The organism is Streptomyces bungoensis, assembly GCF_001514215.1.
Lineage (GTDB): Bacteria > Actinomycetota > Actinomycetes > Streptomycetales > Streptomycetaceae > Streptomyces > Streptomyces bungoensis.
Genome location: NZ_KQ948856.1, coordinates 120,506 through 139,426, shown reverse-complemented (window position 1 = coordinate 139,426; position 18,921 = coordinate 120,506). Strand labels below are relative to the sequence as shown.

Sequence of the window (18,921 nt, the reverse complement as noted above, 5' to 3'; positions counted from 1 at the left end):
AAGAGATGTCGGCACCGAATAAGTCGTACGACCCTGTAGAGGTCGAGGCGTTGAAACCGGAAGAGATCGAGCGCATGCGGGACGAGGCGCTCGCCGCCTTCGCCGCCGCGGACTCCCTCGACGCGCTCCACGAGGCCAAGGTCGCCCACACCGGCCCCGCCTCCCCGCTGGCCCTCGCCAACCGCGAGATCGGCGCCCTGCCCCCGCACGCCAAGGCCGACGCCGGCAAGCGCGTCGGCATGGCCCGCGGCGCCGTCAACAAGGCGCTCGCCGGCCGCCAGGCCGAGCTCGAGGCCGAGCGGGACGCCCGCGTGCTCGTCGAGGAGGACGTCGACGTCACGCTGCCGCACGACCGCGTCCCGGCGGGCGCCCGCCATCCGCTGACCACGCTCTCGGAACGCATCGAGGACGTCTTCGTCGCCATGGGCTACGAGGTCGCCGAGGGCCCCGAGGTCGAGGCCGAGTGGTTCAACTTCGACGCCCTCAACATCGGCCCGGACCACCCGGCCCGCGGCGAGGCCGACACCTTCTTCGTGCAGGGCGGGGGCGGCGGCACCGAGTCCGGCGTCGTCCTGCGCACCCACACCTCGCCCGTGCAGATCCGCTCGCTGCTCGGCCGCGAGCTGCCGGTCTACGTGATCTGCCCCGGCCGGGTGTACCGCACCGACGAGCTGGACGCCACCCACACCCCGGTCTTCCACCAGGTCGAGCTGCTCGCCGTCGACGAGGGCCTGACCATGGCCGACCTCAAGGGCACCCTGGACCACATGGTCCAGTCGCTGTTCGGCGAGGGCATGAAGACCCGGCTGCGGCCGAACTTCTTCCCGTTCACCGAGCCGTCCGCCGAGATGGACATGGTGTGCTACGTCTGCCGCGGCGAGTCCGTCGGCAACCCCGACCGGCCCTGCCGCACCTGCTCCAGCGAGGGCTGGATCGAGCTGGGCGGCTGCGGCATGGTCAACCCCAAGGTGCTGGCCGCCTGCGGCGTCGACCCGGAGAAGTACAGCGGCTTCGCCTTCGGGTTCGGCATCGAGCGGATGCTGATGTTCCGCCACAACGTCGAGGACATGCGAGACATGGTCGAGGGTGACGTCCGGTTCACCCGGCCGTTCGGGATGGAGATCTGATGCGGGTCCCGCTTTCTTGGCTGCGGGAGTACGTCGACCTGCCGGCGACGGAGACCGGGCGCGACGTCCAGGCCAAGCTCATTTCGGCCGGCCTCGAGGTGGAGACCGTCGAGCAGCTCGGCGCCGACCTCAAGGGGCCGCTCGTCGTCGGCCAGGTGCTGACCATCGAGGAGCTGGAGGGCTTCAAGAAGCCGATCCGGTTCTGCACCGTCGACGTCGGCCGGGCCAACGGCACCGGTGAGCCCCAGGAGATCGTCTGCGGCGCCCGCAACTTCGCCGTCGGCGACAAGGTCGTCGTGGTCCTGCCCGGCGCCACGCTGCCCGGCGGCTTCTCCATCGCCGCCCGCAAGACCTACGGGAAGACCTCCCACGGCATGATCTGCTCCAGCCACGAGCTGGGCATGGGCGACGACGGCAGCCACGGCATCATCGTGCTGCCGCCGGAGACCGAGGTCGGCAAGGACGCCGTCGAGCTGCTGGAGCTGGTCGACGAGGTCCTGGACATCGCCGTCACCGCCAACCGCGGCGACTGCCTGTCCATCCGCGGCGTCGCCCGCGAGACCGCCATCGCCTACGGCCTGCCGCTCAGCGACCCGGCCCTGCTGGACGTGCCCGCCCCGAACGCCTTCGGGTACCCGGTCCAGGTCTCCGACCCGCACGGCTGCGACCGCTTCACCGCGCGCACCGTCACCGGTCTGAGCCCCGAGGCCCGCTCCCCGATCTGGCTGCAGCGCCGGCTGCAGAAGGTCGGCATGCGCCCGATCTCGCTCGCCGTCGACGTCACGAACTACGTGATGATGGAGCTCGGCCAGCCGCTGCACGCCTACGACCGGAACCTGGTCCAGGGCCCGATCGGCGTGCGCCGGGCCGCGGAGGGCGAGAAGCTCGTCACCCTCGACGGCACCGAGCGCACGCTGCACTCCGAGGACCTGGTCATCACCGACGAGCGCGGCCCGATCGGCCTGGCCGGCGTCATGGGCGGCGCCAACACGGAGATCGCCGACCACGACGACGTCGAGAACGCCACGACCGACGTCGTCATCGAGGCCGCCCACTTCGACGCCGTCTCGATCGCCCGTACGGCCCGCCGCCACAGGCTGTCCTCGGAGGCCTCCCGCCGCTTCGAGCGGGGCGTCGACCCGCAGGCCGCCGCGGCCGCCGCGCAGCGCACCGTGGACCTGCTGGTCCTCCTCGCGGGCGGCACCGCCGAGGCCGGCGTCACGCAGATCAGCGCGCCCTCGGCCCCGCACACCATCACCGTCCCGGCGGACCACCCGGACCGGGTCGCGGGTGTCGTCTACGGCCGCGAGACCGTCGTACGCCGCCTCCAGGAGATCGGCTGCGACGTCCTCGGCCAGGACGAACTGGTCGTCACCGTCCCGTCCTGGCGGCCCGACCTCGCCGAGGCCAACGACCTGGCGGAGGAGGTCATCCGCCTGGAGGGCTACGAGAACCTGCCCTCCACGCTGCCCCGGCTCCCCTCGGGTCGCGGCCTGACCCACCGCCAGCGGCTGCACCGCCGTGTCGGCCGGGCCCTGGCGGGCGCGGGCTACGTCGAGGCGCCGAACTACCCCTTCGTCGGCGAGCAGGTCTTCGACCACCTCGGCCTCGACAAGGACGACCCGGCCCGCCGTGTCGCCAAGCTGAGCAACCCGCTCAGCGACGAGGAGCCCGCGCTGCGCACGACGCTGCTGCCGGGCCTGCTCGGCGCCCTGCGGCGCAACGACGGCCGCGGCTCGCACGACCTGGCCCTGTTCGAGACCGGGCTGGTCTTCCACCCGCGGGGCGAGCAGCGGATCGCCGCCCACCTGCCCGTGGACCGGCGCCCCACCGACGAGGAGATCGCGTCGCTGGACGGCGTGCTGCCCGAGCAGCCCCGGCACGTCGCCGTCGTCCTGGCCGGCGCCCGCGAGCAGGCCGGCTGGTGGGGCAGGGGCCGCCCGGCCGGCTGGGCCGACGCGGTCGAGGCCGGGCGCGTCGTCGCCCGCGAGGCCGGTGCCGACCTGATCGTCCGCAAGGGCCAGTACGGTCCCTGGCACCCCGGCCGCTGCGCCGAACTCGTGGTCGTCACCGACGGCACCGAGCGGGTCGTCGGCCACGCGGGCGAACTGCACCCGCGGGTCCTCAAGGCCCTCGGCCTGCCCGAGCGCGCCTGCGCGATGGAGCTGGACCTGGACGCGCTGGAGGCGGCCGCCGACGGCCCGGTGCGGGCCCCGAGCATCTCCACGTTCCCGGTCGCCACGCAGGACGTCGCGCTCGTCGTCGACAAGCCGGTCCCGGCCGCGGAGGTCGAGGCCGCCCTGCGCGAGGGCGCGGGCGAACTCCTGGAGTCCATCCGGCTGTTCGACGTGTACGAGAACGCGGAGCAGCTGGGCGACGGGAGCAAGTCCCTCGCCTACGCGCTGCGGTTCCGCGCGGCGGACCGGACGCTGACCGTGGACGAGGCGTCGGCCGCCCGCGACGCGGCGGTCGCCCTCGCGGGCGAGCGGACGGGAGCGGTCCTGCGCGGCTAGCCGCACACCGGCGCGGACACACACCGACGGCGGCGGACCGGCCCTTCGGGGCCGGTCCGCCGCCGTCGTGTCCGGGAGGTGCCCGGCCAAGCCACCGCTTGATGAGGGGGAGCCGGCGGCTTGACCGGGCAGTCCAGTCAACCGGTGCGCCACTCTCCGCGACAGTGCGCACACGGTGCGGGTGCGCGCACTCCGTTCACACCCCGTGTGAAAGCCGGGCCACTACGCTGGGCGCACCTGGCGCACTCGGGGGGCATCGATGCAGCCCAACACTCTTCTGGACGCGATCCTGGACGAGGCGGGGATCTCGCACGCGGGTCTCGCCGCCCACGTCAACCAGGCGGGCCGCGGACGCGGCCTCGCACTGCGCTACGAGCACACGGCCGTGGCCCGGTGGCTGAAGGGGCAGCGGCCCCGGGGCCAGGTGCCCGACCTGATCTGCGAGGTGCTCGCGGCCCGGCTGCACCGGCCGGTCACGCTGGACGACATCGGCCTGGGCGTGCCGGGGGAGCCGAGCACCCCGCACACCGGTTCCCTCTCCGGGTTCGTGGAGCGGGCCACCGCCCTGTGGCGCTCCGACGAGCAGCAGCGCCCGCACGTCCTCGGCGCTCCCGCCGTCACGGGGACGCCCGCCGTCATGCCGGTGTGGGAGTGGGAGAACCCGCCCGAGGACGTGGACGTCTCGCGCGGCGGCCGGCACCGGGTGACGGCGGCCGACCTGGAGATGCTGCGCGCGGCCCGCACGCACTACGAGCAGATGTACCGCAAGGCCGGCGGCGTCGCGACGCGGACCCGCGTCGTCGGCTTCCTCAACGCCGAGGCGGCCCCGCTGCTGCGCGGCAGCTACACCGATGCCACGGGCCGTCAACTGCACCGCGCCACGGGTGGGTTGGTGGCGATCGCCGGTATCTGCGCGTACGACTCCGACGCGCACGGACTCGCGCAGCGCTACTTCCACCAGGCACTGCGGCTGGCGAAGGCCAGCGGGGACCGCGGACTCGGCGCGTACGTCATCGCGCTGCTGGTCAACCAGTCGCTGTTCATGCGGGAGCACCGGCAGGCCGTCGCCTTCGCCGAGGCCGCGCTGCGCGCGGCCGGCCGGCACATCACCCCGGCCCTCGCCTCCGACCTGTACGCGATGCAGGCCAAGGCGTACGCCCACCTCGGCGACGCGAGCGCCGCGCTGTCCTGCATCCGCCGGGCCGAGTCGGCCGCCGAACGCATCCGGCGCGGGTACGAGCCCGACGAGACCGGCTACGTCCAGCCGGGCCTGGTCAACGTCCAGGTCGCCGAGGCGCTGCTGAGCCTCGGGGAGCTGGCCGCCGCGGGGGAGCACGCGACCGCCGCGGTGGGCAACCCGGCGCACGACCGGGGCCGGGTGCACCGGCTCGCCATGCTCAGCACGATCGAACTGCGCCAGGGCAATGCGGACAAGGCGGTGGCCACCGCCGTACAGATGGCGGAACAGGCCCGCGGGATGGAGTCGCAGCGGCTGCGCGACCGGCTCCGCGCGGTGCGTGAGCACCTGGTGCGCTGCGGCTCGGCGGGGACCACCGAGGCCGCCGAACTCATCGACGGCGCACTGCGCGTACCCCTGTAGGCCCCCTGCGGGTTCACAGCCGCTGCTGCGATATTGCCCCTTACTCGGCGGAAGGTGGCAGAACCGTGCAGTGGACGAAGCAGAACGAACAAACTGTGTATGAAAACCGCTGGTTCCGCGTCAATCTCGCAGATGTCGAGCTGCCGGACGGCCGGCACCTCGACCACTTCCTGATCCGGCTGCGGCCGGTCGCCGTCGCCACGGTGGTCAACGGGGCGGGCGAGGTCCTGCTCCTGTGGCGCCACCGGTTCATCACCGACAGCTGGGGCTGGGAACTGGCCGCCGGGGTCGTGGAGGACGGCGAGGACATCGCGAGCGCGGCCGCCCGGGAACTGGAGGAGGAGACCGGCTGGCGGCCGGGCCCCCTGCACCACCTCATGACGGTGGAGCCGTCCAACGGCCTCAGCGACGCGCGGCACCACATCTACTGGTCCGACAGGGCGCGTTACGTCGGGCACCCGGTGGACGACTTCGAGTCGGACCGCCGGGAGTGGGTCCCCCTGAAGGTCGTGCCCGACCTGATCGCCCGGGGGGAGGTCCCGGCCGCCAACATGGCGGCCGCGTTACTCCTGCTGCACCACCTGCGCCCCGCCGACCGCTGACGGCACGGCGGGGCTGAGCGCACGCGAGGGGCCCGGCACCAGGGCAGGTGCCGGGCCCCTCGCGTGCGGCGGTCAGCCGTAGGTGTAGAAGCCCGAGCCGGTCTTGCGGCCCAGCCGGCCCGCCTCGACCATGCGCTGCAGCAGCGGGGGAGCGGCGTACAGCGGCTCCTTGTACTCGGCGTACATGGAGTTGGCGATGGAGACGATGGTGTCCAGGCCGATCAGGTCGGACAGCTTCAGCGGGCCCATCGGGTGGGCGCAGCCCATCTCCATGCCGTTGTCGATGTCCTCGCGGCTGGCGATGCCCGACTCGAACATGCGGATCGCGGACAGCAGGTAGGGCACGAGCAGCGCGTTCACCACGAACCCGGAGCGGTCCTGGGCGCGGATGGCGTGCTTGCCGAGCACCTTCTCGGCGAAGAGCTGGGCGCGGCCGAGGGTGCCCTCGGAGGTGGTGAGCGCCGGGATCAGCTCGACGAGCTGCTGCACCGGGGCCGGGTTGAAGAAGTGGATGCCGACGACGTGGTCGGGCCGCGAGGTGGCGACCGCCAGCTTCACCAGCGGGATCGAGGAGGTGTTGGAGGCCAGGATCGCGTCCGGGCGGGTCACCACCTGGTCGAGCACCTGGAAGATCTCGGTCTTGACCTGCTCGTTCTCCACGACGGCCTCGATGACCAGATCGCGGTCGGCGAACTCCCCGAGGTCCGTGGTGAAGCTCAGCCGCGCCTGCGTGTCGTCCCGCTCCTCCTCGGTGATCTTGCCGCGCTGGGCGGCCTTGGACAGGGAGTTGAACAGCCGGGTGCGGCCGATCTCCAGGGCCTCGCCGGTGGTCTCGGCGACCTTCACGTCCAGTCCCGCGCGGGCGCACACCTCGGCGATGCCCGCACCCATCTGGCCGCAGCCCACGACTCCGACGCGCGCAATGTCTCCCGCTGGGATGCCCGTCACATCGTCCCCTTCGCTGGTTCTCCGGTGTGGTGTCCGGCTGTGGCAGGACCCCGGGTTCGGCGCCTGCTCCGATCGTGCACGTTACCGCCAAGTATCGATGATCGATCGTCCGGGTGGGTGCATCCTTGGGCGCGGAAACGATCCGTAAGGGTGCGGATCCGAAGCGTATGGGGGTGTGGCGATGGGGCGCATGTCACGGCGCGCGTTCACGCTGGCGGCGCTGTCGACCCTGGCGACGGCCCACGGTGCCGCTGCGGTGCCGCGGGAGCGGCCCGGGCACGGAGGGCACGGGCGGGCCGCCGCGGAGATGCGGGGGATGTGGGTGGCGACGGTGGCCAACCGCGACTGGCCCTCCCGGCCCGGGCTGCCGGCCGCCGAGCAGCGGGCGGAGCTGACCGCCCACCTGGACCGGGCGGTCCGCGACCGGCTCAACACCGTGATGCTCCAGGTGCGGCCCACGGCGGACGCCCTGTGGCCCTCGCCGTACGAGCCGTGGTCGGAGTACCTCACCGGCACCCAGGGCACGGACCCCGGCTGGGACCCGCTGGCCACCGCCGTGCGGGAGGCGCACGCCCGCGGCCTGGAGCTGCACGCCTGGTTCAACCCCTTCCGTGTCGCCAACCACGCCGACCCGGGCCGGCTCGCCCCCTCGCACCCGGCCCGCAGGCACCCGGACTGGGTGGTCGCCTACGGCGGCAGGCTCTACTACGACCCTGGCCTGCCCGAGGTCCGCGCCTTCGTGCAGCGGGCCATGCTCGACGCGGTCGCGCGCTACCCGGTCGACGCCGTCCACTTCGACGACTACTTCTACCCGTACCCGGTGGCCGGCCAGACCTTCGACGACGACGACGCCTACGACCGCCACGGCGGCGACTTCCCCGACCGGGCCGCCTGGCGCCGCGACAACATCGACCGGCTGGTGCGGGAGACGGCGGCCGGCATCCGGCGGGTCCGGCCCGGCACCCGGTTCGGGATCAGCCCTTTCGGCGTGTGGCGCAACGCGGGCACCGACCCCCGCGGCTCGGACACCCGGGCGGGCGTGCAGACGTACGACGACCTGTACGCGGACACCCGCACCTGGGTGCGCGAGGGCTGGATCGACTACATCGTGCCGCAGCTGTACTGGAACATCGGCTTCCCCGCCGCCGACTACGCGACACTGGTCGACTGGTGGGCGGACGTCGCGCGGGGCACCCGGACGCGGCTCTACGTCGGCGAGGCGCTGTACAAGGCCGGAGCCGCGGGACAGCCCGCGGCCTGGCAGGACCCGGCCGAACTCTCCCGGCACCTCACCCTGGCCGCCGGCCGCCCGCAGGTCCGCGGGCACGTCTTCTTCGCCGCCCGGGACGTGGCGGCCGACCCGATCGGCGCGATGGCCCGCGTGGTCGCCGACCACTACACGCGGCCGGCGAAGCCACCGGGCCGCTAGAGCCGCTGTTCCTTCTCCCGGTGCCTGACCTGGCAGTCGGGGCCGGGGGACATCACGGCCTCGTGTCCGTCCGGGAAGCGGACGCGGTAGGGCGGGTTGCCCTCGCGGCCCATCACCTCGACGACTTCCGAGACCTGGTCGTGTTGGCCGACCACCCTGCCGTGCTGGACAAGATGGTCGCCCACGGATGCACGCATCGGCAGGCCCTCCTCACGCTCACGACCGCTGGGTGACGGCGATGCACACGAGCACGGCGACGGCGGTCAGTGGAGCGGCCACCGTGAGGCGCTCGCCCAGCAGCAGCGCCGACCACACCAGTGTGAGCAGCGGCTGGGCCAGCTGCAACTGGCTGGCCTTCGGGATGCCGACGGCCGCCATCCCGCGGTACCAGACGACCAGCCCGAGGAACTGCGAGCCCACCGCCAGCCACAGCAGCCCGGCCACCCCGTGCCCGGTCAGGTGGACCGGTTCGTGCGTCAGCGCCAGGGCGGCGGCCGCCGTACCCAGCGGCAGGCACAGGACCAGGGCCCAGCCGATGACGTGCCAGCCGGGCATGACCCGGGCCAGCCGGCCGCCCTCGGTGTAGCCGGCCGCGCACACCAGCAGCGCGGCGAAGAGGTAGCCGTCGGCCGCGGTGAGCGCGCCGCCGCTCTGCCCGACCGTGAAGGCGAGCACCGCGGCCGCCCCCGCCAGTGCCGCGAGCCAGAACCGGCGCGTGGGCCGGTGGCCGGTGCGCAGGGCGGAGCACGCGGCGGTGGTCAGCGGCAGCAGGCCCACCACGACGGCGGCGTGCGCGGTGCTGGAGGTCCGCAGCGCGAGTGTGGTGAGCAGCGGGAAGCCGAGCACCACACCGGCACCGACGACCGCGAGACCCGGCAGGTGCCGGCGCTCCGGCAGCGGCACCCTGAGCGCCAGCAGGCAGCTGCCCGCCACCAGGGCGGCGAGGACGCTGCGCACCGCCACCAGCGACCAGGGTCCGAAGCTCTCCAGACCCCAGGCCGTGGCCGGGAAGGTGAGCGAGAAGGCGACGACGCCGAGGGCGGCCTGCGCGGCCCCGAAGCTCCGGTGCCGGGCCGGTGCGGCGGTGACCGCTATCGGGCTTCCCGTAGTAGCGCTACTCTGTACTCTCATGCAAGAGCGTAGCAGTGTAGGTGAACTGGCGGAACAGCTGCGACGAGAGCTTGACCGCTACTCGCCGGGTGGAAAGCTCCCGTCGAGCAGGGCGCTGGTCGAGCGGTACCGGGTGAGCCCGGTGACCGTCTCCCGGGCCCTGGGCCGACTGGCCGCCGAGGGACTGGTGGTCACCCGGCCCGGCGCCGGCGCCTTCCGGGCCCGGCCCGGCAGCCCGCAGACCCCGGCCGGGGACACCTCCTGGCAGGAGGTCGCGCTGAGCGCCGAGGGCGCCGCCGACCTCGTCCCGCGCACGGTGGACGCCTCCGGGGTCACCGTCTCGCTCGCCGCGCCGCCGCCGGGCGTGCTGGAGTTCAACGGCGGCTACCCGCACCCCTCCCTGCAGCCCGAGCGGGCGATGGCCGCCGCCCTCGCCCGGGCCGGGCGGCGGCCCGGCGCCTGGGGACGGCCGCCGCTGGAAGGGCTGCCGGAGCTGCGGGAGTGGTTCGCGCGCGGCATCGGCGGCGCCGTCACCGCGGCCGAGGTCCTGATCGCCGCCGGCGGCCAGGCGGCGCTCGCCACCGCCCTGCGCGCCCTCGCCCCGCCCGGCGCACCGGTCCTCGTGGAGTCGCCCACCTACCCGGGCATGCTGGCCCTGGCCCGCGCGGCCGGACTGCGCCCGGTCCCGGTGCCGGTCGACGCCGACGGCGTACGCCCCGGCCTGCTCGCCGACGCCTTCCGGGCCAGCGGCGCCCGGGTGTTCGTCTGCCAGCCCCTGTTCCAGAACCCGACCGGCGTCGTCCTGGCCCCCGGCCGGCGCGCCGAGGTGCTGCGCATCGCCCGGGCCGCGGGTGCCTTCGTGATCGAGGACGACTTCGTACGGCGCCTGGTGCACGCCGACGCGGGCCCGCTGCCCCGGCCGCTGGCCGCCGACGACCCCGACGGCGTCGTCGTCCACGTCGGCTCGCTCACCAAGGCCACCTCGCCCAGCTTCCGGGTGAGCGCGCTGGCCGCGCGCGGACCCGTGCTGGAACGCCTGCGCGCCATCCAGGTGGTCGACAGCTTCTTCGTCCCCCGGCCGCTCCAGGAGGCCGCGCTGGAACTCGTCGGCTCTCCGGCCTGGCCCCGCCATCTGCGCGCGCTGTCGGCCGAGTTGAAGACCCGCCGGGACACGATGACCGGTGCGCTGGCCCTGCACCTGCCCGAACTGTCCCTGCCCCACATCCCGTCGGGCGGCTACCACCTCTGGCTCCGGCTCCCGGACGGCGCCGACGAAGCGGCCCTGACCGCCGCCGCCCTCCGCGCCGGCGTCGCCCTCACCCCCGGCCGCCCCTACTTCAGCGCCGAACCCCCGGCGCCCCACCTGCGCCTGAGCTTCGCGGCCGTCGCGGGCACGGGAGAGATCACCGACGGGGTACGGCGGCTGCGGGCCGCCTGCGACGAGGTCCTCTAGCCGGCAAGCCGCCGCCCGGCGGGGAGGACGCCGAGCAGCGGAAGGCGTACACGCTCGGGTAAGGACGCGCACACATCCGGTATCCGGCGGGTGACACCTCTTGACCGGCGCAGCCTTCCGGCTCACCATCACCGCATGCCACTGAGGGTGACGTTCGTCGCCGCCGCGCGCAGTTCCCGGCTGCTCGCGGAGCGCTTCGAGGACGACCGGCCGCTGGACCAGGCCGGCTGGGACGAGGTGCAGCGCGTCGCCGGGGACCTGCTGCCGCTGGCCGCGGCCGAACTGCGCTACTGCTCCCCGACCCCCCGCAGCCGGGCCACCGGTGACGCCCTCGGCTACGCCCCGCTGGTCCAGCTCGCCCTGCGCGACTGCGACATGGGCCGCTGGCGCGGGCTGACGCTGGGCGAGGCGATGGCCCGCGAACCCCAGGCGGTGGACGCCTGGCTCGCCGACCCGCGCGCCACCCCGCACGGCGGTGAGTCGCTGCTCGGGTTCATCTCCCGGGTCGGCCACTGGCTGGACACCCGCCCGGTGGACGACGGCTGCCGGATCGTCGCCGTCGCCGAGCCCTCCGTGATCCGCGCCGCCCTGGTCTACGCCCTGAAGGCCCCGCCCTCCTCGTACTGGAACATCGACGTACGCCCGCTGTCGACGACCAGCGTGAGCGGCCGCGCGGGCCGCTGGAACCTCCGCCTGGACGGGGTCGCCGCTCAGCCCACGCGCGCGTAGTCGGTGACGAGCACCAGGTCCTTGGCCGGTCCGCCGACCCGCCACACCGAGCGCCAGTGCCCGGCGTCCCGGACGGTGAACTCGCCCCGGTAGAGATCGGCCGCGCACGGGTGCTCGGCGACGTACCGCCCCGAGCCGAGGTCCAGGTGGTGGAAGGGCCGCCCGTCCGCGAACCGCACGTCCGCCGTGCCCGGCACCGGGCCCGGCAGGAAGCGCAGCGTCCGCGTCGCGGGCCGCGCGACGCCCCGCCAGGTGAACCGGCCCGACTCCTCGTGCAGCAGCCCGCCCTCCGGCAGCGGGGAGAAGACGGTGACGCCCTCGAAGCGGCCCTCGTCCCCGCCGGCCAGGTCCCGCACGCTCCTGTCCACCCGCCAGCGCCCCGCCAGATGGGCCAGCACGTCGGCCACCGGCCAGAACCCGCTCACGGCCGGCCCCCACAGGGCACGATCACGTACGGCACCAGCGCATCCATGGCCCGAGTCTACGGGCGGCTCTCCCGCTGATCGGCCGGCAGCAGCCCGCGCTCCGCGAAGACCTTCTTCGCGACGAAGGTGGCGTTCAGGGCCCTCGGGAAGCCGCAGTAGCCGGCCGAGTGCAGCAGCGCCTCCACGATCTGCTCCGCGCCGAGGCCCACGTTGAGGGCCGCGTTGACGTGCACCTCCAGCTGCGCCTCGCAGCCGCCGAGCGCCGTCAGCATGCCGAGGGTGACCAGCTGGCGGTCGCGGGGCGCGAGCTGCGGGCGGTCGTAGATCTCCCCGAAACCCCAGGCGACGATCTGGTGCCCCAGCTCGGGGCTGATGTCGGCGAGCGAGTCGACGACCCGCTGCCCCGCCTCGCCGTCGACCCTGCGCAGCACCTCCAGACCGTGGTCGAAGCGCTCTTCCCGGGTGGTGCTCTCGTTCATGGCTGCTGGTCCGTTCCTCGTCGCCGTCCGGTTCGCCGTCCACGCTAAGAGCTGGAGCGCGCTCCAGGTCAAGCGCGCCCCGCCGGCCCGGAAATTCACCTGGAGAACACCTTCCGTAAATCGACGGTTTCCTCTTTCCTCGAGAAATCAATAACGCGTTCACCTGTTACGGAACGAGCTGTCCCACTTTCCGGCGTGCGTGCAACCATCACGCATTCCGCCCCGTCTGACCCGGCGAAAACAAAAGCAATGAATTCGCTGGGAGTACGCCGAGAAATGGAACGCCCGACCTCGCCCGGTGGTCCGCGCCGTCCCGTCCCGGCGGCGGCCCTCCTCGCCGCGGTCCTCACGGCGGCGGCGCTCTGCGCGGGCGACGCCCTCGCCCGCGTCCACCCCTTCGGCCCGCGCACCCGCGACGTCAACGACCTGGGCAACCAGTACGTGCCCTTCCACGCCCACCTGTGGGACCTGCTGCACGGCCGCGCGGACGGCGGCCTCCTCGTCAACTGGCAGTCCGGGTACGGCTCCAGCTTCCTGCCCGACCTCGGCACGTACCTCAGCAGCCCCTTCGCCCCGCTCGTGGCGCTCTTCCCGCGGGACGGGATCGACCTCGCGGTGTACGTGATCACCGTCCTGAAGACCGCCTCGGCCGCCGCCGCCATGGCCTGGCTGCTGCTCACCCTGCGGCCGGGGCGCTGGTGGGCGGCGAGCCTGCTCGGTGCCGCCTACGCCCTGTGCGGCTGGAGCGTGGCCGACGCCTCCTACAACCCGATGTGGCTCGACGGCCTCGTCGTCCTGCCGCTGCTCTGCCTGGCCGGCGAGTGGACGATGGCCCGGCGGCGCCCGGTGGCCGGGGTGCTCGTCGTGGCCCTCGCCTGGACCGCCAACTTCTACACCGGCTACATGGCCACCCTCGGCGCCGGCCTCGTCCTCCTGCTCCGCCTGCCGCTCTCCGGACTGCCCCGGCGCCGGGCCCTGGCCACCGCGGGCCGCGCGGCCCTCGGCGTCGTGCTCGGCACGGGCCTCGCCGCCCCGCTGGTGACGGTCGTCTACTTCGGCACCCGGCACGCCTACCCGGGCCGCGTGCGGCAGTTCGCCCCGGTGGGAAGCGAGAACCTGCTCGCCCGGCTGCTTCCGGCGACGTACGGCTGGGGCTCGCCCGCCCTGTACGTCGGCGTGACGGCCCTGCTCCTGGCCCTCGCCCTGCCGTTCCACCGCGCGGTCCCGGCCCGGGTGCGCGCCGGCTGGACGCTGCTCGTCCTCGCGGTGACCCTGTCGCTGCAGTGGACGCCCACCCACCTGGTCTGGCACGCCTTCGCCACCCCGCAGGGCAGCCCCTACCGCCAGACCTTCGTCCTGTGCGGACTGCTGGTGATCGCCGCCTGGCACACGCTGTCCCACGGCCCGCCCCCGTGGCGCGCCCTCGCCGCGGCGGCCGGGCTGCTCGCCCTGATCACGGCCCTGGCGAGCCGCAGCGGGCTGGTACGGGGCTACACCTGGCCGGTGCTGCTGCTCGCCACCGCCGGCGCGCTCGGCGGACTGGCGCTGCTGCGCCGCGCGGACACCGGGGGGCGCGGCCGCGCCCCGGCCGCCCTGGCCGTCGTCCTGCTGCTCGGAGCACAGACCGGGGAGGCCGCCGCCACCTCCGCCATGGCCTCCCGGCAGCGCCTCGCGCACCTGGACGACTACGCGCCCTGGGGGCAGCGGCAGCAGCGCCAGGCGGCGGCGGTCGCCGGGGCCGACGACTGGCCCCGCCGGCGCACCGACCCCGGCCGCGAGCAGACCGTCGCCAACGACCCGATGCTGGTCGGCGGCCAGGGGGCGCAGTACTACAGCAGCCTGACCTCCGACGTGCTGAGCCGGACGCTCACCGCGCTGGGCGGCGGCTGGACCTCGCGCGGCCGCAGCGTGCAGAGCCTGGACAACGCCGTCACCGACGTCGTCTTCTCCGTCGGCGCCCGGGTGCACTCCCCGCCCGACCCGCACCAGGACCCGCACGGGAGCGACGGGGCGCCCGACACCGGCCCGCCGGCCGTCTCCCACCGGGCCGTGCCGCCCCTGGTGACCGTGCGGGCCGCACCCGTCCGCGCCCCCTTCGGGGCGTCGCCGTACCGCAACCAGGAGATGCTGCTCGGCAGCCGCGTGTACACCGTGCCCCGGATCGCCGTGCGCGACGACACCGGGCGGCCGGACCCGGGCCGCCGCGTCGGCTCCGGGCCCGCCGTGGCCCGGCCGAGGGTCAGCGCCCGCTGCCCGGCCGGCAGCCAGGTGTACCTGTGGGCCCCGCACTTCTCGGGCCGGGCGCGGCTCGACGGCGCCGCCGGCGACGCGCGCTTCCGGTTCGAGTACCCGCGGGCCCGCGCCGCCATGGAGCCGCTCGGCCGGGCCCCGGCGTCCGGCGACGTGCGGATCGCGCTGACCCCCGACCGGCCCGGCGTCGTCCCGGGCGGAGCGATCGGCTGCCTGGACACCGGGCGGCTGCGGGCCGCGGCCGCCCGGCTGACCGCCACCGGCGCCACCGGGGTGACCGTCTCCGACGGCACCCTGCGGGCCCGGCTGCCCGCCGGCGGCCGGGGGCTCGCCGTCGTCGCCGCACCCCGGATCGCCGGCTGGCGGTGCGCCACCGGCGACGCACCGGCCCGCCCCGCCGGGTCGTACCACGGCCTGGTCGCCGTCCCCCTCGACGGCAGATCCACCTCGCTGACCTGCACCTTCCGTCCGCCGGGCCTGCGGCTGGGCACGGCCGTCGGGGGTGCCTCGCTGCTCACCCTGGCCCTGCTCGCCGCGCTCGGCGCCGTCCGCCGGCGGCGCGCCCCGGCACCGCACACGACCACCCGAGCGCGTGACCACCGCCTCCCGACCGCGCCCCTGAGGGGATCCGCCATGCTGATATCCATCGTCGCGCCCTGCTACAACGAGGAGGACGTCCTCGAACGCTTCCACGAGGAGGTCCAGCGGGTCGCGGACGACCTGCTGCCGCTCGGCCACGACATGGAGTTCGTGTACGTCGACGACGGCAGCCGCGACCGCACGCTCGCCGTGCTGGAGCACCTCGCGGACCGCGACCCCCGCGTGCGGTACGTCTCCTTCAGCCGCAACTTCGGCAAGGAGGCGGCCCTGCTCGCCGGGCTCCGGCACGCCTCGGGGGACTCCGTCGTCGTCATGGACGCCGACCTCCAGCACCCGCCGCGGCTGATCAGGCGGATGGTGGAACTGCGCGAGCAGGGCCACGACCAGGTCATCGCCCGGCGCACCCGCACCGGCGACCGGGTCACCCGCACCTTCACCGCCCGCCTGTACTACCGGCTCGTCAACCGGCTGGTCGACGTCGAACTGGTCGACGGCGTGGGCGACTTCCGCCTGCTGTCGCGCCGGGTGGTGGACGCCGTGCTGGCCCTGACCGAGTACAACCGCTTCTCCAAGGGCCTGTTCGCCTGGGTGGGCTTTCCGAGCACCACCCTCGGCTACGAGAACGCCGTCCGCGAGGCCGGCCGCAGCTCCTGGAACCTGCGCGGCCTGCTCAACTACGGCCTCGACGGCCTGCTGTCCTTCAACAACCGGCCGCTGCGCGCCGCCCTCTGGCTCGGTATGGGGCTGCTGCTGTGCGCGGGGCTGTACACCGCCTGGATCGTGGGCGCCGCGCTCGTCCACGGCGTGCAGACCCCCGGCTATGTGACCATCATCACGGCCGTCACGGCCCTCGCCGGCGTGCAGATGGTCATGCTGGGAGTCATCGGGGAGTACACCGGCCGCATCTACTACGAGGTGAAGCAGCGTCCGCACTTCCTGGTGAAGGCGACCAACGTGAAACGGACGAAAGACCTCATCCCCTGATGCCGAACGCCCCGCTGCCGAACGCCGTGTCGAGGCAGATCCTCACCTTCGTCGTGGTCGGCGTGGTGAACACGGCCACCTATTACTGCCTGTACCTGTTGTTCCTGACCTGCCTGCCCTATCTCGCGGCGCACGTCCTGGCCTTTCTGATCAGCATGGTCGGCTCCTTCTTCCTGAACGCGCGCTTCACCTACCGGACGCGGCCCACCTGGCGGAAATTCCTGCTGTTCCCGCTGACGAACGTCACGAATTTCGTCATCACCACCGCCGGGGTGTACGTGATCGTCGACGTCCTGCACGCCGGTAGCCGCTTCGCCCCGCTGCTCGCCTCGGCGGCGGCCATCCCCGTCACCTTCCTGGTCTCCCGCCGGGTCATGCTGCCCAAGCCCGAGACGATTGCATAAACGTGCATCGATACGTATAGTCATGCCATCAGGAGGAGGGTGGACATGGCGGTACGTGCGGCGGTGGCCGGGGCGAGCGGATACGCGGGCGGAGAGGTCCTGCGGCTGCTCCTCGCGCACCCCGAGGTCGAGATCGGTGCCCTGACCGGCAACTCCAACGCCGGGCAGCGGCTCGACGCGCTCCAGCCGCACCTGCTGCCGCTGGCCGGCCGGGTGCTGACCGAGACCACCCCCGAGGCCCTCGACGGGCACGACGTCGTCTTCCTGGCCCTGCCCCACGGGCAGTCCGCCGCCGTCGCCGAGCGGCTCGGCCCGGACGTCCTCGTGGTCGACATGGGCGCCGACTTCCGGCTGAAGGACCCGGCCGACTGGGAGCGGTTCTACGGCTCCCCGCACGCCGGCACCTGGCCCTACGGCCTTCCCGAACTGCCGGGTGCCCGCTCCGCGCTGGAGGGGTCCAAGCGCATCGCGGTGCCCGGTTGCTACCCGACCGCCGTGTCCCTCGCCCTCTTCCCCGCGTACGCCGCCCACCTCGCCGAGCCCGAGGCCGTGGTCGTCGCCGCCTCCGGCACCTCCGGCGCGGGCAAGGCGCCCAAGCCGCACCTGCTGGGCAGCGAGGTCATGGGGTCGATGTCGCCCTACGGCGTGGGCGGCGGCCACCGGCACACGCCCGAGATGATCCAGAACCTCAGCGCGGCGGCGGGGGAGCGGATCTCGGTCTCCTTCACCCCGACGCTCGCGCCGATGCCCCGCGGGATCCTCGCCACGTGCAGCGCGAAGGCCCGGCCGGGCGTGACCGGCGAGGCGGTCCGCGCCGCCTACGCCAAGGCCTTCGCCGACGAGCCCTTCGTCCACCTGCTCCCCGAGGGACAGTGGCCCGCCACCGCGTCCGTCCACGGTTCCAACGCCGTTCAGGTGCAGGTCGCCCTGGACGAGTCCGCCGGCCGCGTCATCGCCATCAGCGCCATCGACAACCTCACCAAGGGCACCGCGGGCGGTGCCGTCCAGAGCATGAACCTCGCCCTCGGACTCGACGAGACCACCGGGCTTTCCACGATCGGAGTCGCACCGTGAGCGTCACGGCAGCCAAGGGATTCACGGCGGCGGGCATCGCCGCCGGGATCAAGGAGAACGGCAACCCCGACCTGGCCCTCGTAGTCAACACCGGGCCGCGCCGTGCCGCCGCGGGCGTCTTCACCTCCAACCGCGTGAAGGCCGCGCCGGTGCTGTGGTCCGAGCAGGTCCTCAAGAGCGGCCAGGTCTCCGCCGTCGTCCTCAACTCCGGCGGCGCCAACGCCTGTACGGGACCCAAGGGCTTCCAGGACACGCACGCCACCGCCGAGAAGGCGGCCGAGGTGCTGGGCCGGGGCGCCATCGAGGTCGCCGTCTGCTCCACCGGCCTGATCGGCGTCCTGCTGCCCATGGACAAGCTGCTCCCGGGCATCGAGACGGCCGCCGCCCAGCTCTCCGAGCACGGCGGGGAGAAGGCCGCCATCGCCATCAAGACCACCGACACCGTCCACAAGACGTCGGTCGTCACCAAGGACGGCTGGACCGTGGGCGGCATGGCCAAGGGCGCCGGCATGCTCGCGCCGGGCCTCGCCACCATGCTCGTCGTCCTCACCACCGACGCCGACCTCGGCGGCGACACCCTGGACGAGGCCCTGCGCGCCGCCACCCGGGTCACCTTCGACCGGGTCGACTCCGACGGCTGCATGTCCACCAACGACACCGTGCTCCTGCTGGCCTCCGGCTCCTCCGGCGTCACCCCCGGCTACGACGAGTTCGCCGAGGCGGTGCGGCAGGTCTGCGACGACCTCGGGCAGCAGCTCATCCGGGACGCCGAGGGCGCCTCCAAGGACATCAAGGTCGAGGTCGTCAACGCCGCGACCGAGGAGGACGCCGTCGAGGTCGGCCGCTCCATCGCCCGCAACAACCTCCTCAAGTGCGCCGTCCACGGCGAGGACCCCAACTGGGGCCGGGTGCTCTCCGCGATCGGCACCACCCGGGCCGCCTTCGAGCCCGACCGGCTCAGCGTCGCCATCAACGGCGTGTGGGTGTGCAAGAACGGCGGCGTGGGCGAGGACCGCGAGAAGGTCGACATGCGCTACCGCGAGGTCCACATCATTGCGGACCTCGCGGCAGGCGATGAGTCTGCGACGATCTGGACCAACGACCTCACGGCCGACTATGTCCACGAGAACAGCGCGTACTCCTCTTGACGTGCCCGCTTGGTTGTCGCGGGTCCTCGGCGTCACCAGCGAGGGT

16 protein-coding genes and 1 pseudogene are annotated in these 18,921 nt (G+C 73.8%); 12 read left to right on the top strand and 5 right to left on the bottom strand.

Features of this window, described 5'->3' with window-relative positions:
* Nucleotides 1–5: 5 nt before the first annotated feature.
* From pheS to AQJ66_RS15125, 4 genes are all read left to right on the top strand, one after another.
* Nucleotides 6–1,127: a phenylalanine--tRNA ligase subunit alpha gene (gene pheS / locus AQJ66_RS15140; protein WP_061921146.1), complete on the top strand. Its 1,122-nt coding sequence runs from the start codon at nucleotides 6–8 to the stop codon at nucleotides 1,125–1,127.
* Nucleotides 1,127–3,640, top strand: coding sequence for a phenylalanine--tRNA ligase subunit beta (gene pheT, locus AQJ66_RS15135; protein WP_061921144.1), 2,514 nt, complete (start codon nucleotides 1,127–1,129; stop codon nucleotides 3,638–3,640). The genes pheS and pheT overlap by 1 nt, the downstream gene beginning before the upstream one ends.
* A gap of 259 nt (nucleotides 3,641–3,899) precedes the next feature.
* The gene (locus AQJ66_RS15130; RefSeq protein WP_061921142.1) at nucleotides 3,900–5,240 is read left to right on the top strand and encodes an NsdA family TPR-like regulatory protein; all 1,341 of its coding nucleotides are present in this window, start codon (nucleotides 3,900–3,902) and stop codon (nucleotides 5,238–5,240) included.
* A gap of 65 nt (nucleotides 5,241–5,305) precedes the next feature.
* Complete coding sequence (locus AQJ66_RS15125) at nucleotides 5,306–5,842, top strand: NUDIX hydrolase (protein WP_079060231.1); 537 nt, start codon at nucleotides 5,306–5,308, stop codon at nucleotides 5,840–5,842.
* A gap of 72 nt (nucleotides 5,843–5,914) precedes the next feature.
* Here the strand turns inward: AQJ66_RS15125 and AQJ66_RS15120 are convergent, their stop codons facing one another.
* On the bottom strand, nucleotides 5,915–6,790 hold the full coding sequence (locus AQJ66_RS15120) for a 3-hydroxybutyryl-CoA dehydrogenase (protein ID WP_079060230.1): 876 nt from the start codon (nucleotides 6,788–6,790) through the stop codon (nucleotides 5,915–5,917).
* Nucleotides 6,791–6,980: 190 nt separating this feature from the next.
* On the opposite strand from AQJ66_RS15120, the gene AQJ66_RS15115 reads away from it, so the two are divergent.
* The gene (locus AQJ66_RS15115) at nucleotides 6,981–8,219 is read left to right on the top strand and encodes a glycoside hydrolase family 10-like protein (RefSeq protein ID WP_208611370.1); all 1,239 of its coding nucleotides are present in this window, start codon (nucleotides 6,981–6,983) and stop codon (nucleotides 8,217–8,219) included.
* On the opposite strand, the gene AQJ66_RS15110 is transcribed toward AQJ66_RS15115, so the two are convergent.
* Entirely contained in the window at nucleotides 8,216–8,416 is a 201-nt protein-coding gene (locus AQJ66_RS15110; protein WP_061921136.1) for a DUF1918 domain-containing protein, read from the bottom strand. The genes AQJ66_RS15115 and AQJ66_RS15110 overlap by 4 nt on opposite strands.
* A gap of 19 nt (nucleotides 8,417–8,435) precedes the next feature.
* Entirely contained in the window at nucleotides 8,436–9,350 is a 915-nt protein-coding gene (locus tag AQJ66_RS15105; RefSeq protein ID WP_079060229.1) for a DMT family transporter, read from the bottom strand.
* Here AQJ66_RS15105 and AQJ66_RS15100 point away from each other — a divergent pair.
* The gene (locus AQJ66_RS15100) at nucleotides 9,349–10,782 is read left to right on the top strand and encodes an aminotransferase-like domain-containing protein (RefSeq protein ID WP_061921134.1); all 1,434 of its coding nucleotides are present in this window, start codon (nucleotides 9,349–9,351) and stop codon (nucleotides 10,780–10,782) included. The two genes, AQJ66_RS15105 and AQJ66_RS15100, sit on opposite strands and share 2 nt — an antisense overlap.
* 135 nt (nucleotides 10,783–10,917) lie before the next feature.
* Nucleotides 10,918–11,511, top strand: a complete 594-nt coding sequence (locus AQJ66_RS15095; RefSeq protein ID WP_061921132.1) for a histidine phosphatase family protein — start codon at nucleotides 10,918–10,920, stop codon at nucleotides 11,509–11,511.
* Here AQJ66_RS15095 and AQJ66_RS15090 read toward each other — a convergent pair.
* Nucleotides 11,493–11,936 (bottom strand): DUF6314 family protein, encoded by a 444-nt coding sequence (locus tag AQJ66_RS15090; protein ID WP_061921130.1) that lies wholly within the window; start codon nucleotides 11,934–11,936, stop codon nucleotides 11,493–11,495. The two genes, AQJ66_RS15095 and AQJ66_RS15090, sit on opposite strands and share 19 nt — an antisense overlap.
* A 56-nt stretch (nucleotides 11,937–11,992) precedes the next feature.
* Nucleotides 11,993–12,415, bottom strand: a complete 423-nt coding sequence (locus AQJ66_RS15085) for a carboxymuconolactone decarboxylase family protein (protein WP_061921128.1) — start codon at nucleotides 12,413–12,415, stop codon at nucleotides 11,993–11,995.
* A gap of 276 nt (nucleotides 12,416–12,691) precedes the next feature.
* On the opposite strand from AQJ66_RS15085, the pseudogene AQJ66_RS15080 reads away from it, so the two are divergent.
* The 5 genes and pseudogenes from AQJ66_RS15080 to argJ all read left to right on the top strand — a co-directional run.
* Nucleotides 12,692–15,280 (top strand): annotated as a pseudogene (locus AQJ66_RS15080) (YfhO family protein); the annotation flags it as partial.
* An 18-nt stretch (nucleotides 15,281–15,298) separates the two neighbouring features.
* Complete coding sequence (locus tag AQJ66_RS37265) at nucleotides 15,299–16,249, top strand: glycosyltransferase family 2 protein (RefSeq protein WP_079060244.1); 951 nt, start codon at nucleotides 15,299–15,301, stop codon at nucleotides 16,247–16,249.
* On the top strand, nucleotides 16,249–16,653 hold the full coding sequence (locus AQJ66_RS15075; RefSeq protein WP_061921126.1) for a GtrA family protein: 405 nt from the start codon (nucleotides 16,249–16,251) through the stop codon (nucleotides 16,651–16,653). The genes AQJ66_RS37265 and AQJ66_RS15075 overlap by 1 nt, the downstream gene beginning before the upstream one ends.
* 45 nt (nucleotides 16,654–16,698) lie before the next feature.
* Entirely contained in the window at nucleotides 16,699–17,727 is a 1,029-nt protein-coding gene (gene argC / locus AQJ66_RS15070; RefSeq protein ID WP_061921124.1) for an N-acetyl-gamma-glutamyl-phosphate reductase, read from the top strand.
* A complete protein-coding gene (gene argJ / locus AQJ66_RS15065; RefSeq protein WP_061921122.1) occupies nucleotides 17,724–18,875 on the top strand; it encodes a bifunctional glutamate N-acetyltransferase/amino-acid acetyltransferase ArgJ in 1,152 nt (383 codons plus the stop codon). Before argC ends, argJ begins: the two co-directional genes overlap by 4 nt.
* Nucleotides 18,876–18,921: the final 46 nt, after the last annotated feature.

Excerpts from the sequence above, each read along its gene's own strand:
- argC (WP_061921124.1), top strand. The coding sequence starts at position 16,699 with ATGGCGGTACGTGCGGCGGTGGCCGGGGCGAGCGGATACGCGGGCGGA.
- AQJ66_RS15110 (WP_061921136.1), bottom strand. The coding sequence starts at position 8,416 with ATGCGTGCATCCGTGGGCGACCATCTTGTCCAGCACGGCAGGGTGGTC.
- pheT (WP_061921144.1), top strand. The coding sequence starts at position 1,127 with ATGCGGGTCCCGCTTTCTTGGCTGCGGGAGTACGTCGACCTGCCGGCG.
- pheS (WP_061921146.1), top strand. The coding sequence starts at position 6 with ATGTCGGCACCGAATAAGTCGTACGACCCTGTAGAGGTCGAGGCGTTG.
- AQJ66_RS15105 (WP_079060229.1), bottom strand. The coding sequence starts at position 9,350 with ATGAGAGTACAGAGTAGCGCTACTACGGGAAGCCCGATAGCGGTCACC.
- AQJ66_RS15115 (WP_208611370.1), top strand. The coding sequence starts at position 6,981 with ATGTCACGGCGCGCGTTCACGCTGGCGGCGCTGTCGACCCTGGCGACG.
- AQJ66_RS15075 (WP_061921126.1), top strand. The coding sequence starts at position 16,249 with ATGCCGAACGCCCCGCTGCCGAACGCCGTGTCGAGGCAGATCCTCACC.
- AQJ66_RS15095 (WP_061921132.1), top strand. The coding sequence starts at position 10,918 with ATGCCACTGAGGGTGACGTTCGTCGCCGCCGCGCGCAGTTCCCGGCTG.
- AQJ66_RS15085 (WP_061921128.1), bottom strand. The coding sequence starts at position 12,415 with ATGAACGAGAGCACCACCCGGGAAGAGCGCTTCGACCACGGTCTGGAG.
- AQJ66_RS15130 (WP_061921142.1), top strand. The coding sequence starts at position 3,900 with ATGCAGCCCAACACTCTTCTGGACGCGATCCTGGACGAGGCGGGGATC.
- AQJ66_RS15100 (WP_061921134.1), top strand. The coding sequence starts at position 9,349 with ATGCAAGAGCGTAGCAGTGTAGGTGAACTGGCGGAACAGCTGCGACGA.
- AQJ66_RS37265 (WP_079060244.1), top strand. The coding sequence starts at position 15,299 with ATGCTGATATCCATCGTCGCGCCCTGCTACAACGAGGAGGACGTCCTC.